Raw genomic sequence first — 13,741 nt, 5'->3', positions numbered from 1 at the left:
GACAACATGACCGTAACATTTAATCAAGACGGCTTTGCCGAAACTAGTGGCGAAATCACCGTATATTGCACTGACAACCAAGGTATTTACAGCCACACCACGGCTGAATATGTGAGCGAAGGCGGAAGCCTTTCCGCAGGCAGTTATTTAGATGCCCCGCCACAACCGAAACAAGGCTTTGTCATTATGCGAGCAGAAAACAATTGGCAATATCAAGCCGACCATCGTGGCACCTATTACAGCAAGGAAACAGGCGAAAAAGTAGAACATACTGCACTGGGTGAATTGCCTGATAATTTAACCGCACTTGCACCACTTACCACACCTTGCAAGTGGAATGGCACAGAATGGGTAAAAGATGAAGAAAAAATTGCTGATAATTTTATAAAAACGCAAACTCACCTTATCGCCAACATCGATGAGCACGCTGCCTCAATTTACAGCATGTGGACGCGTTTTGAGTCCGAGTATCGTGAGCGCCAAACAGCTGCAGAAGCTTTTAAATCTGCAAGTTATGAAGGTGAGTGCAGCCGTTATATCACGGACTTCGCTCAACGTGCTGGGTTGGATAACAAGACTGCGACAAATCTCATTTTAATGCAAGCAGCTGGGCTCGAAAAGCTACAAGTTGAGCTAGCTAACCAGCGCATGCGTAAGTATGAGCTCAAAGCACCGGGTTTAACGCTTGAGCAAATACAGGCAACTTATGACGACATTATCAAGCAAATGGATAACTTGATGGAGGCATATCAAAATGGCTAAGGTTTATTTGGCGATGTACAAACACAAGCGAGACTGGCGTAAAGAGCCAATCAAAGCGATAGCCGACCGCATTACTCGATTTTTTACCAAAGGCCAATATTCTCACTGCGAGATTGCTATTGAGCGTATTGAGTTTGGCAACGGACATCATTATGAGCATGAGACAGTATATGACTGCTACTCATCATCGGTACAAGACGGTGGTGTGCGTTGCAAGCAGATTGATGTGTCCGATAACACCAAATGGGATTTAATTTCGCTAGACGGTGTAACCGAAGCACAAATCAAAGCCTATTTTGACCGCACTTCGGGCAAAAAATATGACTGGTGGGGAGCATTAGGCATCGTGCTTGGCATCAAACAAAAACGCTCAAAGTATTTTTGTAGTGAGTGGTGCTTTAATGCGATCTATGGGAATGAAGAAGGCTGGCGGTTTAGTCCGAATCAGTTGGCAGCAATGTTTAACAAAGGAAGAATTTAAAAGGAGGGTTTACCCTGCACAACGTTTAATTCAATGAAGAAAAGACGGCGATAACAACGGCACTGGGAATGCTCGTTGTTACCAGCTACGCAGAACCAGCCTGCATATAGCCATACGCCGCCTACCTTGCGCAAGGCGGGCGGATTGTAACAAATCTTTTAATTAGGAGAAATATATGCAGTCAATTAAAGCAATCCGTTGTACATTTTGTAACAAATTATTGGCGAAAGTGGGGACAGTTGGTTATTTAGAAATCAAATGCCCACGTTGCAAAACCGTCAATACTACCTGTTAATTTGATTTGAGTGTCGGAATGCCTTGAGCATAGGAACGCCATAGAAAGGAAAAACTATGGCAAATCAAAACGCCTTTAAACAAGCCCCGCTGCCATTTATCGGACAAAAACGAATGTTTCTCAAACAATTTGAGCAGATTTTAAATGAGAACATTCCCGATGACGGTGAGGGCTGGACAATTCTTGATACCTTTGGTGGTTCAGGCTTGCTCAGCCATACCGCCAAACGGTTAAAACCGAAAGCCCGAGTGATTTACAATGATTTTGATGGCTATGCGGAAAGATTGGTGCATATAGACGACACAAACGCCCTACGCGCACAAATCTTTGCAAAAATCGGTAACGCTACGCAAAAAAATAAGCGGTTACCAAAGGTATTGAAGGCAGAAATCATTAAAATCATTGATGAATTTCAGGGCTATAAAGACTTAAACTGCTTGGCGAGCTGGTTATTGTTTAGCGGTCAGCAAGTCGGTTCGCTTGAAGAACTCTACCACAAAGATTTCTGGCATTGTGTGCGCTTGAGCGATTATCCAAGTGCGGACGGTTATTTGGACGGCGTAGAAGTTGTACGCGAGTCATTTCATACCTTGCTGCCAAAGTATGCCAACGACCCGAAAGCCCTATTTGTGTTAGATCCGCCTTACCTTTGCACCAAACAAGAAAGTTACAAACAAGCCACCTATTTTGACTTGATTGACTTCTTGCGACTGGTCAATATCACTCGTCCGCCGTATGTGTTTTTTAGCTCGACGAAGTCGGAGTTTATTCGATTTGTGAATTATATGTTGGAAGACAAGGTGGATAATTGGCAGGCGTTTGAAAACGCCAAACGAATTACGGTGAATGCAAAACTGAACTACCAAGTGGCGTATGAAGATAATTTAGTCTATAAATTCTAGTAGTAAAAAAGGCTTCGCGTGATCACGAAGCCTTTTGCATTAGTCTTCTAATTCGGAAAGCAAACAATAAAACGGTGGGGCGAAAGGGGCAAGTGTGGACGTAAATCTGACTACACAATCTTTATGCCCGTCTTCCACAAACCGCACATCTAAAAACGCCGTGTTATACACAAAGGTTTGCCCCCGTCCGTTAGGTAGTGAATATTGCGAACCGTCCGCAATAAAACCGTCGTGTTCTTTCACCGCAACAAGAGCTAATTCCATCATCATTTCCTGCTCGGTTCTCATTTTAAAATTTGTCATTTTGCGGTTTCCTGTATTTGTTTAAGTTGGTAACAGGATTACTCTCTTCGGCAGGCATAGCAAGTCATCATTGCGGCAAAACGACTGGCTGCGGTCGAATTAGGCTGGGGAGGTGTGGACGGCTAAATAAGTGCAGATATGTAACGCCATTTCACTAAATGAAAAAAGCAAGAAATAGAAATTATCTTGCTTTTTTAGGGGCGGTTATGTTGCGCGGGTTTACTTTGCTTATCCTGTCATCAGGAGAAATTACAAAAATTCAGTTCTGTCCTAGAAATCTAATTTCTATGAACACTATTATTACACCGCAACGCTAATGTCATAACAGTTAAACGATCATGGAAAGTGCGGTCAAAAATTTTCTTGTTTTTATATTACTCTTTTCAAAACATAAAAAAAGCCAACTTATTAAATAAGTTGGCTTAGATTTTCTTAATTTAAGTTATTAACCTGCAACAGCGATACGTTTCATATCTGTCATGTAGCCACGTAACTCTTGACCGATTAATTCAACCGGGTGGTTACGGATTGCATCGTTTACATCGCGTAAGGTGATGTTGTCGATAGCAACTGCTGGTGTAGGTTCACCTAAGTCACCTTTTTGTAAGGTTGGGATGATTTCTTTAGCAAGAATAGGGGTCGCGACGTTAGAGAATAAGTAGTTACCATATTCTGCCGTATCAGAAATAACTACGTTCATTTCGTATAAACGTTTACGCGCGATGGTGTTAGCGATTAACGGTAATTCATGAAGTGATTCATAGTAAGCTGATTCTTCATAGATACCGCTTGCCACCATTGCATCAAAGGCTAATTCAACACCTGCTTTCACCATTGCAACCATTAATACACCGTTATCAAAGTATTCTTGTTCAGAAATTTTGATGCCGTCTGCTTTTGGTGCATTTTCAAAGGCAGTTTTGCCGGTTGCTTCACGCCATGCAAATAAATCTTTGTCACCATTTGCCCAGTCAGCCATCATAGTTGCTGAGAAGTGACCGCTGATGATGTCATCCATATGTTTGTAATATAAGAAACCAAGGCTTTCTTTGATTTGTTCGGCAAGTTCAAATGCGCGTAATTTTGCGCTGTTTGATAAGCGATCCATCATTAATGTGATACCGCCTTGTTTTAATGCTTCAGTAATGGTTTCCCAACCGTATTGAATCAATTTACCCGCGTATGCTGGATCTTTACCATCAGCAACAAGTTTGTCGTAACATACGATTGAACCTGCTTGTAACATACCACAAAGAATGGTTTGTTCACCCATTAAGTCAGATTTTACTTCTGCCACGAATGAAGATTCTAATACACCTGCACGGTCACCACCGGTTGCTGCTGCCCATGCTTTTGCAATTGCCATACCTTCACCACGTGGGTCATTTGCTGGGTGAACTGCGATTAATGTTGGTACACCGAAACCACGTTTGTATTCTTCACGTACTTCAGTACCTGGACATTTTGGTGCAGTCATTACAACAGTGATATCTTCACGGATTTGCTCACCTACTTCAACGATGTTGAAACCGTGTGAGTAACCGAATGCAGAATCTTTTTTCATTAACGGCATCACATCAGCCACGACTTTAGAGTGTTGTTTGTCTGGCGTTAAGTTGATCACTAAGTCTGCAGTTGGGATTAACTCTTGGTAAGTGCCCACTTTAAAACCATTTTCGGTTGCGCGTTGGAATGAAGCACGTTTTTCCGCAATCGCTTCAGGGCGTAATGCATAAGAAATGTCTAAACCAGAATCACGCATATTTAAACCTTGGTTTAAACCTTGCGCACCACAACCTACGATAACGATTTTTTTGCCTTTTAAGTAGTTGCAACCATCAGCGAATTCGCTGCGATCCATAAAACGACAACGACCTAATTGATCTAATTTTTCGCGTAAATTTAATGTATTGAAATAGTTAGCCATTTTTCATCCTTTGTATGATGTTGATTAATGTTTGTATGAGGTTGTGTTTGCATATTTTTTTGTTGTGGTTTGATTATAGGATTTTTTGTTGTTGCGTAAAGTGATATTATAGGAATGTCATGTTGCGATTTGTGCAATTATTTTGTTTTTTTGTGAATTGGCATCGTATTTCGCTCGATGAGCGACCTACTTTTTCTTTGCTTGTGCAAAGTAAAAGTAGGCAAAAAGAAAGCACACCCTGCTTTGCCTTATTTCCTGAAAAATTGAAAATTTGCTTAACGGAAATTTTCTGAACTCGCTACGCTCAAACAGACGAAAATTTCCTACAAATTTCCAATTTTTCAGGCGGCAAAGAAGGGAAAATATTTTATTCTTTCTTTGATTTAAAGTGCGGTTAAAAATTGAATATTTTTCATTATAAAAATAATCTTATAATCAACTTCATTTTAAAATAATGTGCTAATACATCTTAAGCCCCATATAAATCGCTTTTGTGACTTTCAATTTTTAGGCAATTTTCGTCTGTTTGAGCGCAGCGAGTTTAGAAAATTGCCGTAAAGAAAATTGAAACAAAGCAAAGATCAGCGATTTAACTGGGGTGTATTTTTCTTTGCTTACTTTCTTTTGTACAAGCAAAAGAAAGTAAGTCGCCATCGGCGAAACCTGATATTAAATAAAAGAAGAAATTATGGAATTTAACGACCTACAAATATTCATTCACCTCAGTGATACAAAAAACTTCGCCAGAACCGCCACCCAAAACCACATGTCTCCTTCTACGCTTTCACGTCAGATTCAACGAATGGAAGAAGAATTAGAACAGCCTTTATTTATTCGTGATAATCGACAAGTGCGTTTAACCGAACAAGGTGAAAAATTTTTGCAATTTGCGAAAACAGAATGGCAAAATTGGCAACAGTTTAAGCGCCAACTTCGGGATAATTCTGCGGAATTAAGCGGGGAGTTACGTTTATTTTGCTCGGTAACGGCTTCATATAGCCACTTGCCACAGGTGTTAGCCAAGTTTCGTACACGTTATCCTAAAGTAGAAATTCAACTGACAACTGGTGATCCCGCTTCAGCGGTACAATTTATTCAATCAGAGCAAGTGGATCTTGCATTGGTAGGAAAACCAAACAACCTGCCGGCAGGGTTAGAGTTTTATAAGATTGATGATATTTCCCTTTCATTGATTGCACCTCACGTGGCTTGTTTAGCGACACAATTATTACAGGAAGAACCCATCAATTGGCAGCAAATGCCTTTCATTTTGCCGTTAGATGGAATGGCGCGGCAGCGTATTGAACAATGGCTACGTAGCAAACACATTAAACATCCAAAAATTTATGCCACCGTAGCAGGACACGAAGGGATCGTGCCAATGGTAGCGCTCGGTTTTGGATTAGCGATGTTGCCTGATGTGGTGATTGATAATAACCCGATGGCAAAGGAGGTATCTCGTTTGCATTTGGACAATCCTGTCGAGGCATTTGATTTGGGCGTTTGTGTACAAAAAAGAAATTTGGCAAACCCCTTAATTCGTGCATTTTGGGAGATGTTAGACTAGAATAATAAGCAAAATTGACCTAAGGATTTATTATGTTAAGAGGCGTACTCATTTCACTTTTAGCCTCATTTTTATTTGGCTATATGTATTACTTTTCCACGCTGCTGAAACCCCTCAGCGGCACGGATATTTTCGGCTACCGAATGATTTTTACATTTCCTTTCGTCGCCCTTTCCGTCATCATGTTTAAACAGAAACAGGCATTAGTGGAACATATAAAACGCATAAAAAAACAACCGCTCTTTGTTCTCTCCTATATTATTTGTGGTGCATTAATGGGCTATCAAATGTGGCTCTTTTTGTGGGCACCCAATAATGGTAGCTCCTTAAGTGTCTCTTTCGGTTATTTGTTGTTACCAATTGTGATGGTGGCTGCGGGGCGACTCATTTTTAAAGAACGAATTTCGACACTAAAATTGATTGCGGTATTAATTGCTACAGTCGGGGTGATTTCCAACATCATATTAAAAGGTGGCTTATCTTGGGAAGCTATTGTCATTTGTGTTGGCTACACGACTTATTTCTCTCTAAGAAAAGCCTTAAAAAATACTGATCTTGGCGCATTTTGTTTAGAAATGATCGCATTACTACCAGTAAGCGTTTACTTTGCCCTTCAAACCGATTTTGCCACCGTGCAGGAATCGAATCCTAATATTTGGGTATTATTGGTATTACTCGGGCTTATTAGTGGCTCAGCATTGATTGCTTATGTTATTGCGAGCAATATGCTGCCAATGAATTTACTTGGCCTTTTAGGTTATGTTGAAACCATTTTGATGGTGATTATTTCATTTTTAATTGGAGAAGAAATGGATGCGAATAGCTATCCGTTATTCATTTGTTTAGTATTGGCCATGAGTCTGATTATTTTTGATGGTGTGTATAAACAACGGGCTAAAGGAATAAACCATGTCATTTAAAGAAATTAGTCCAGAACAAGCTTGGGAAATGGTACAAAATGGTGCCATGCTTGCAGATATTCGGGATCCACAACGTTTTACTTATTCCCACGCAAAAGGGGCATTTCATTTAACCAACCAAAGCTTTTTACAATTTGAAGAACAGGTGGATTTCGATTCCCCGATTATTGTGAGTTGTTATCATGGCGTGAGTAGCCGAAATGTGGCGACGTTTCTCGTTGAGCAAGGCTATGAAAATGTATTTAGTTTAATCGGTGGGTTTGATGGTTGGGAGAAGGCAGGTTTACCAATAGAAACAGCTTATTAATATTTTTCGTTGATTTAAAATGCGGTTAATCTGATACCTATTTTCTAATAGGGGGAATTTAGTAGACATAAAACCGGCTTAATAAACAAAAAGTGCGATGAAATCTGATTTCACCGCACTTTTTCTTGATTTAGGCTTATTGTCCTACTTTCTTTAACAACTCATTCGCCGCTAAAATACCAAGATTATTTGACGCCAGTGGACTGTCGCCAGTTAGTACATTACGATCGTTGTGTACTTGACCGGTAATGCCTTCATTCAATATTTTCATTCCTAAAGCTTCTAAGCGCTCAGCCAATAACCACTGTAATTTACCTGGAATGTAGCCGATATCCACGTTTGCGCCTTCATCTAATGCGTCTGGGAACACGCAGATTTCATAACCTTTGAATGGGAAATCTTCTGGTTTTTCGTCCACGCTTGCCGCTAAGAATGCCGCAGGACCATGACATAAACTGATGATATATTTATCATTTTTTATCGCCCAGTTTAACACAGCTTTCATATCGGTGCTGAACGGTAAGCCGTGCAATGCTGCGTGGCCACCAGGGATGAACACGCCTAAGTATGGCGAATCTTCCGCAGTGACTTCCGCCAACATATCCGCTAATTTACGTGGACTTTTGAATTTCGGCAAGTAGGTTTCGTATAAGCCCATCACCGCTTCATCTTCTGTTGGCATAGCCCACATTTCAAATTTTACAGCGTTACCTGAAAGGGTTGCTACTTCAATTTCAAAACCTGCGTGGTGAATGTGTAACATTGGCAACATTGTTTCTACAGGGTGATTACCTGTTGAGAATAATTTGCCATTTTTCATTTCAAGATAACGCTCGTCTGATGCGACCATTAAAATTTTGTGTTTGCCGCCTGTGTAAGGTTTGTTGAATTTAAAACCATCGAAATCCGTTTTTTTTGCCACATATTGGCTTAATGAGTACGTTGAAGGGAAAAACGCATTATGTTCTGCACGGTCTGCCACAGGACTTTTGAGATCTGCCATTTTGTTCTCCTAATGTTAAAAGAAAATTTAAAACAGGTTATTTGTCGTAATGATGTGAAGTATAGCCTAGTTTTTTGAACTGAAAATCAATAAAATGAGAATAAACTATTCTTAAAAAAGGAATAATGATGAATAAATTAGAGGCTCTTCGCTATTTTTGCTCCGCAGCTGAAACCTTAAATTTTCGCGAAACGGCTCAGCGGCTTGCCGTTTCACCTCAAGTGGTAACAAGAATGATCGCCGATCTTGAGGCTTTATTAGGTGAAAGTGTGTTTAAACGTAACACACGAAATATCAAGCTAACAGAGTTTGGCGAACAATTTTTGCCGAAAGCCACACAATATTTGGCGGAAGGTGAACGGCTGTTTTCCATAAACAATGTGAAAGATAAAGCAATGCAAGGCGTTGTGAGAATTACTTTGCCTCCGATGCCTTATAACGATGAAATTTTGTTTGAATTATTAACTGCACTTGAGCCTTACCCGGATATTGCGATTGACTGGTGGGTGGGCATTGATAAGCTCAAAAGTGTGGATGACCAGATCGATATTGGCTTGCGAATTTGTCAAGAACCCGAGCTGGATTGGGTGGCGCAGCATATTTGCACTTTTTCGGAAAAAATTGTCGCTTCGCCAACTTTACTCAAACGATTAGATTTTCCTAAAGATCTGCAAGATTTAGCTCAAAATTATCCGCTGAGTGGTTTGATTGACCCTAAGCTTAAACGTATTTGGCAGTGGCAAATCAATGCTGAACAACGCTTTATGCCAAACCGCGCGATTTTTTTTGCCTCAGATGTGCAAAGCGAACTGCAATCAGCATTGGCTGGACGCGCTTGCTCTTATCTTATCAACAGTGTTTGTGATCCCTATTTAGAAAACGGTCAATTGGTGGAGCTCTTCCCTGAAATTGAAAAGCAAAAATGGCAGCTTTATTTATATCGACCATATCAAACGATTGTCGCCGAGCGGGTGATATGGGTATATAACAAACTAAAAGAGATCTTGTTAGCGAAAATGGTTAAGGCATAAAAATATGGCGAGATAATCTCGCCATGTTTTTTTCACGATAGCTTATCCACAATCGCTTTCAACATTGTATAAGATTGGGCTTGTTTTTGTTCATCAAAAATATAGCTCACCGCCATAATTTCATCAAAATGTACCCGTTCACGTAATTGCTTGAGTTGAAAATCCACGCTTTCAGGACTACCGATAAGCGAACAAGCGGTCATTTGTTCCACTACGGCACGCTCTTGGTTGTAAATTGGGATTTCCTCGAAATCGACTGGGCCAAAGTGCGGTTTCTTTTGGGCGTGCATTTGAGCTTTCCAAACATCTTCTTCTGATGCCATCGGTGGTTGTAAATTTTGTTGTGCGTTAGTCACCACATTTAAGAAAAATAATGTTTGTGTCGTCGCGAGTTGTCTTGCTTCTTTATCGGTTTCGGCGACAATCGCGTTTACACCTAAGATGACATAAGGCTCAGCAAGATAGGTCGATGGTTTGAAGTTTTTGCGGTAAATCTCCACCGCCATTTCCATCATGCGTGGCGCAAAGTGTGAAGCAAAAGCATAAGGCAAGCCAAGCTCTGCCGCAAGATAGGCACTTTCGGTGCTAGATCCTAAAATATAAAATGGTATATTCAAGCCGGCGGAAGGGTAAGCTGAAACAGGGTTGCAATCTTTAAAGTAACCGCGAAGTTCCGCAATTTCCGCAGGGAAATCCAGACTGTTTCGTCCACGACGAAGTGCTGCAGCCGTTTGCATATCCGTTCCTGGCGCACGGCCTAAACCGAGTTCAACACGGTTTGGATAAAGCGTCTCCAGTGTGCCATATTGCTCCGCTACTACATACGGCGAATGATTTGGTAACATCACGCCACCAGACCCCACGCGTAAGGTCTTCGTATTGGCTAGCGTATGTTGAATTAAAAGTGCGGTCGCTGAACTCACCAAATTTTTCATATTATGATGCTCAGCAATCCAATAGCGCTCAATGCCAATGTTCTCAGCATGTTTTGCAAGATTTACCATAGACTCAACGGCTTGCAAATAAGTTTGCCCTTCTCGAACAGGGGCGAGATTAAGAATAGAGAGCTTCATTTTATTTCCTCATGATTGATTTGTTGAGCGTCATTATACGTGTTTTTTCTGGCAGAAATATCGATAAAATGGGAATAGACTGTTCCGAGAAAAGGAAAAATATTGCAAAATAGGCACAAATTCAGATGTATTCGAAAAAATGATTGTATTTAATAATATTTCCCTAAAGCGCGGGCAAACCGAATTGCTCGAAAATGCCACGGCAACCATTAATCCGAAACAAAAAGTCGGCTTGGTGGGGAAGAATGGCTGCGGTAAGTCGTCTCTTTTTGCCCTATTAAAAAAAGAATTAACGCCAGAGGGTGGAGAGATCACTTATCCATCCAACTGGCGGGTATCTTGGGTGAATCAAGAAACGCCGGCATTGGATATTTCAGCGATTGATTATGTGATTCAAGGAGATCGTGAATATTGCCGCTTGCAACAAGAGCTTGAACAAGCAAATGAACGCAATGACGGTAACGCCATTGCACGTATTCATGGGCAATTAGAAACCTTGGATGCTTGGACAATTCAATCTCGCGCAGCTTCCTTATTACATGGTTTGGGTTTTAACCAAGAAGAAATCGCTCAACCAGTGAAATCCTTCTCCGGTGGTTGGCGGATGCGTTTGAATTTGGCGCAAGCTCTGCTTTGTCCGTCAGATTTATTATTACTGGATGAGCCAACCAACCATTTGGATTTGGATGCGGTAATTTGGTTGGAGCGTTGGTTAGTGCAATATCAGGGCACCTTGGTATTAATTTCCCACGACCGTGATTTTCTCGATCCGATTGTGACGAAAATCCTCCATATCGAAAATCAGAAGCTTAACGAATACACGGGCGATTATTCTTCCTTTGAAGTGCAACGGGCAACTAAACTGGCACAACAAACAGCCATGTATCGTCAGCAACAACAAAAGATTTCCCATTTACAAAAATATATCGACCGCTTTAAAGCCAAAGCGACCAAAGCTAAACAAGCACAAAGCCGTATGAAAGCCTTAGAGCGCATGGAACTGATTGCACCGGCTTATGTGGATAATCCTTTTACTTTTGAATTCCGTCCACCACTATCCTTGCCGAATCCTTTAGTGATGATTGAGCAGGCGAGTGCAGGTTATGGTAGCGGTGAAAGTGCGATAGAAATTTTAAGTAAAATTAAGCTGAATTTAGTACCGGGTTCGCGCATTGGTTTGCTCGGGAAAAATGGTGCAGGTAAATCAACCTTAATTAAATTGTTAGCCGGCGAGCTCACCGCTCTTTCTGGTACAGTACAATTAGCTAAAGGCGTGCAACTCGGTTATTTTGCTCAGCATCAGCTTGATACGCTACGTGCAGACGAATCTGCTCTCTGGCATATGCAAAAACTCGCGCCTGAGCAAACTGAGCAACAGGTTCGAGATTATTTGGGTGGTTTTGCGTTTCACGGCGATAAAGTAAATCAAACAGTGAAATCCTTTTCAGGAGGAGAAAAAGCCCGTTTGGTGTTAGCTTTGATTGTTTGGCAACGACCGAATTTGCTATTACTTGATGAACCAACCAACCACTTGGATTTGGATATGCGTCAGGCATTAACTGAAGCGCTAGTAGATTACGAAGGCTCTTTGGTGGTGGTTTCTCACGATCGGCACTTACTACGTAATACCGTGGAAGAATTCTATTTAGTACACGATAAAAAAGTGGAAGAATTCAAAGGCGATTTAGAGGATTATCAAAAGTGGCTGAATGAACAAAATAGTGCACCAGAAAATAAATCCTCGGAGAAAAATGACGACAATGAAAATTCCATGCAAAATCGCAAGGAACAAAAACGTCGTGAGGCCGAACTTCGCCAACAAACTGCGCCTCTTCGTAAACAAATCTCTCAATTGGAGGAAAAAATGAATAAACATGCCTCCAAACTTGCGGAGATTGAAAACCAATTGGCTGATTCCGAACTCTACAGCGAGGAAAATAAAGAAAAATTGACCGCACTTTTGGCTCAACAAGTGGATGTGAAGAAAGCATTGGAAGAAGTCGAGATGGATTGGTTGGCAGCCCAAGAAGAATTGGAAGAAATGCTTCAAGCATAAGGACAGATTATGAATCAAAGCCTTTTTCATCATAGCAAACAACAGGAATATTGCCCTCAATGTGGTGCGCCTTTGCAAATTAAACAAGGCAAAAAAGGGCTGTTTTTAGGTTGCTCTGCTTATCCTGAATGTGATTATTTGCGACCTTTGCAACGATCGGAACATAAAGTATTAAAAACACTTGATGAAATTTGTCCGAAGTGCGGTAATTTATTGCAGTTGAAACAAGGCAGTTTTGGAATGTTTATTGGTTGTAGTTATTATCCTGAATGCGATTTTGTGGTGCGGGAAGAATCTGAATCTGAGGAAAAAATGGCTTGTCCTGAATGCAAAACGGGGCATTTGATTTCTCGTCGTGGTCGTCAAGGAAAGATTTTTTACGGCTGTGATAATTTCCCTAAATGTAAATTTTCTTTGCCTGCCAAGCCTTATACCGTGCCTTGCCCAACGTGCCATTTTCCACTTTCTTTGTTAAAAAGCGAAGATGGGGAAAAACAAATTTTCCAGTGTGCAAATAAAACTTGCCGTCATATTTTTGAGCAATAAAAGTAAAAGAGTGAAATGAATAGAGAACAAGTCGCCGAGGCCCTTCGACAAAATCAAGTGGTTGCTTATCCCACTGAAGCTGTATTTGGCTTGGGCTGTAATCCGCAAAGTGAAAGTGCGGTAAAAAAATTACTTGATTTAAAGCAACGTCCCGTGGAAAAAGGGTTGATTTTAGTGGCATCTAGCTTGGATTTTTTCCGTCCTTTTGTCGATTTTGAGCAGATTAATGATGAGCAGCTTTCTCGCCTTCAAGGTAAATATGAACGTCCAACTACTTGGATTGTTCCCGCTAAATCGACCACCCCGCATTTTCTCACAGGCAAATTTGATAGCATCGCAGTACGTTTGTGCGATCATCCTTCCGTAAAAGCCTTATGTGAACTCACGGGGTTTGCATTAACTTCTACTAGCGCCAATTTGACTGGTGAGCCACCTTGCCGCATCGCTGATGAAGTGCGGTCACAATTCGGTGCAGATTTTCCAGTATTAGATGAAATGGTAGGCGGGGCACGCAATCCATCCGAAATTCGAGACTTGCGCACAAATCAACTTTTTAGACAGGGATAAT

The 13,741-nt window shown here is 41.0% G+C and carries 15 protein-coding genes; 11 read left to right on the top strand and 4 right to left on the bottom strand.

The genetic code is table 11. From position 1 onward, the window contains the following. Positions 1-6 precede the first annotated feature (6 nt). The 4 genes from QQS40_RS02350 to QQS40_RS02335 all read left to right on the top strand — a co-directional run bounded on the left by QQS40_RS02350 (position 7) and on the right by QQS40_RS02335 (position 2,440). Positions 7-762: a hypothetical protein gene (locus QQS40_RS02350; protein ID WP_329505906.1), complete on the top strand. Its 756-nt coding sequence runs from the start codon at positions 7-9 to the stop codon at positions 760-762. Next, positions 755-1,243, top strand: coding sequence for an enoyl-CoA hydratase (locus tag QQS40_RS02345; RefSeq protein ID WP_329505904.1), 489 nt, complete (start codon positions 755-757; stop codon positions 1,241-1,243). Before QQS40_RS02350 ends, QQS40_RS02345 begins: the two co-directional genes overlap by 8 nt. Positions 1,244-1,418: 175 nt before the next feature. Next, entirely contained in the window at positions 1,419-1,538 is a 120-nt protein-coding gene (locus tag QQS40_RS02340) for a Com family DNA-binding transcriptional regulator (protein WP_128787198.1), read from the top strand. A gap of 56 nt (positions 1,539-1,594) precedes the next feature. After that, positions 1,595-2,440 (top strand): DNA adenine methylase, encoded by an 846-nt coding sequence (locus QQS40_RS02335; protein ID WP_329505902.1) that lies wholly within the window; start codon positions 1,595-1,597, stop codon positions 2,438-2,440. A 39-nt stretch (positions 2,441-2,479) separates the two neighbouring features. Here QQS40_RS02335 and QQS40_RS02330 read toward each other — a convergent pair whose 3' ends face one another. Continuing rightward, positions 2,480-2,743 (bottom strand): hypothetical protein, encoded by a 264-nt coding sequence (locus tag QQS40_RS02330; protein WP_049357491.1) that lies wholly within the window; start codon positions 2,741-2,743, stop codon positions 2,480-2,482. A gap of 445 nt (positions 2,744-3,188) precedes the next feature. Continuing rightward, entirely contained in the window at positions 3,189-4,670 is a 1,482-nt protein-coding gene (gene ilvC, locus QQS40_RS02325; RefSeq protein WP_005627251.1) for a ketol-acid reductoisomerase, read from the bottom strand. Positions 4,671-5,358: 688 nt separating this feature from the next. Here ilvC and ilvY point away from each other — a divergent pair. The 3 genes from ilvY to glpE are packed head-to-tail and all read left to right on the top strand — an operon-like array spanning position 5,359 to position 7,464. Further along, positions 5,359-6,237 carry an HTH-type transcriptional activator IlvY gene (gene ilvY / locus QQS40_RS02320; protein ID WP_297568969.1) on the top strand — a complete coding sequence of 293 codons (879 nt, stop codon included), beginning with the start codon at positions 5,359-5,361 and terminating at the stop codon, positions 6,235-6,237. 32 nt (positions 6,238-6,269) lie between these two features. Next, a complete protein-coding gene (gene rarD / locus QQS40_RS02315) occupies positions 6,270-7,157 on the top strand; it encodes an EamA family transporter RarD (RefSeq protein WP_049356824.1) in 888 nt (295 codons plus the stop codon). Beyond that, positions 7,147-7,464 (top strand): thiosulfate sulfurtransferase GlpE, encoded by a 318-nt coding sequence (glpE, locus tag QQS40_RS02310; RefSeq protein ID WP_049356822.1) that lies wholly within the window; start codon positions 7,147-7,149, stop codon positions 7,462-7,464. Before rarD ends, glpE begins: the two co-directional genes overlap by 11 nt. A gap of 136 nt (positions 7,465-7,600) precedes the next feature. On the opposite strand, the gene hchA is transcribed toward glpE, so the two are convergent. Beyond that, positions 7,601-8,467, bottom strand: a complete 867-nt coding sequence (gene hchA / locus QQS40_RS02305; protein ID WP_049356820.1) for a glyoxalase III HchA — start codon at positions 8,465-8,467, stop codon at positions 7,601-7,603. 128 nt (positions 8,468-8,595) lie between these two features. Between hchA and QQS40_RS02300 the strand changes: the two genes are divergently transcribed. After that, positions 8,596-9,498, top strand: a complete 903-nt coding sequence (locus QQS40_RS02300; RefSeq protein WP_049356818.1) for a LysR family transcriptional regulator — start codon at positions 8,596-8,598, stop codon at positions 9,496-9,498. A 32-nt stretch (positions 9,499-9,530) separates the two neighbouring features. Here the strand turns inward: QQS40_RS02300 and QQS40_RS02295 are convergent, their stop codons facing one another. Beyond that, positions 9,531-10,571, bottom strand: coding sequence for an LLM class flavin-dependent oxidoreductase (locus QQS40_RS02295; protein ID WP_049356816.1), 1,041 nt, complete (start codon positions 10,569-10,571; stop codon positions 9,531-9,533). A gap of 139 nt (positions 10,572-10,710) precedes the next feature. On the opposite strand from QQS40_RS02295, the gene QQS40_RS02290 reads away from it, so the two are divergent. Genes QQS40_RS02290 through tsaC form a run of 3 tightly spaced genes read left to right on the top strand, consistent with a single transcriptional unit; the run spans position 10,711 to position 13,740 of the window. Next, complete coding sequence (locus QQS40_RS02290) at positions 10,711-12,627, top strand: ABC transporter ATP-binding protein (protein WP_049356814.1); 1,917 nt, start codon at positions 10,711-10,713, stop codon at positions 12,625-12,627. A gap of 9 nt (positions 12,628-12,636) precedes the next feature. After that, a complete protein-coding gene (locus tag QQS40_RS02285) occupies positions 12,637-13,173 on the top strand; it encodes a DNA topoisomerase family protein (protein WP_049356812.1) in 537 nt (178 codons plus the stop codon). Between the two features lie 15 nt (positions 13,174-13,188). Next, entirely contained in the window at positions 13,189-13,740 is a 552-nt protein-coding gene (tsaC, locus tag QQS40_RS02280; RefSeq protein ID WP_329505892.1) for an L-threonylcarbamoyladenylate synthase type 1 TsaC, read from the top strand. Position 13,741 lies beyond the last annotated feature (1 nt).

The sequence above is a fragment of the Haemophilus parainfluenzae genome, from assembly GCF_036288925.1.
Classification (GTDB): Bacteria; Pseudomonadota; Gammaproteobacteria; order Enterobacterales; family Pasteurellaceae; genus Haemophilus_D.
The sequence above is the reverse complement of the archived record's forward strand: the minus strand, read 5'-3'. Positions and strand labels throughout refer to the sequence as shown.

Coding starts and splice junctions, on each gene's coding strand:
- rarD (WP_049356824.1), top strand. CDS start 6,270: ATGTTAAGAGGCGTACTCATTTCACTTTTAGCCTCATTTTTATTTGGC.
- QQS40_RS02295 (WP_049356816.1), bottom strand. CDS start 10,571: ATGAAGCTCTCTATTCTTAATCTCGCCCCTGTTCGAGAAGGGCAAACT.
- tsaC (WP_329505892.1), top strand. CDS start 13,189: ATGAATAGAGAACAAGTCGCCGAGGCCCTTCGACAAAATCAAGTGGTT.
- QQS40_RS02335 (WP_329505902.1), top strand. CDS start 1,595: ATGGCAAATCAAAACGCCTTTAAACAAGCCCCGCTGCCATTTATCGGA.
- hchA (WP_049356820.1), bottom strand. CDS start 8,467: ATGGCAGATCTCAAAAGTCCTGTGGCAGACCGTGCAGAACATAATGCG.
- QQS40_RS02345 (WP_329505904.1), top strand. CDS start 755: ATGGCTAAGGTTTATTTGGCGATGTACAAACACAAGCGAGACTGGCGT.
- QQS40_RS02290 (WP_049356814.1), top strand. CDS start 10,711: ATGATTGTATTTAATAATATTTCCCTAAAGCGCGGGCAAACCGAATTG.
- QQS40_RS02350 (WP_329505906.1), top strand. CDS start 7: ATGACCGTAACATTTAATCAAGACGGCTTTGCCGAAACTAGTGGCGAA.
- QQS40_RS02300 (WP_049356818.1), top strand. CDS start 8,596: ATGAATAAATTAGAGGCTCTTCGCTATTTTTGCTCCGCAGCTGAAACC.
- ilvC (WP_005627251.1), bottom strand. CDS start 4,670: ATGGCTAACTATTTCAATACATTAAATTTACGCGAAAAATTAGATCAA.
- QQS40_RS02330 (WP_049357491.1), bottom strand. CDS start 2,743: ATGACAAATTTTAAAATGAGAACCGAGCAGGAAATGATGATGGAATTA.
- QQS40_RS02285 (WP_049356812.1), top strand. CDS start 12,637: ATGAATCAAAGCCTTTTTCATCATAGCAAACAACAGGAATATTGCCCT.
- ilvY (WP_297568969.1), top strand. CDS start 5,359: ATGGAATTTAACGACCTACAAATATTCATTCACCTCAGTGATACAAAA.
- QQS40_RS02340 (WP_128787198.1), top strand. CDS start 1,419: ATGCAGTCAATTAAAGCAATCCGTTGTACATTTTGTAACAAATTATTG.
- glpE (WP_049356822.1), top strand. CDS start 7,147: ATGTCATTTAAAGAAATTAGTCCAGAACAAGCTTGGGAAATGGTACAA.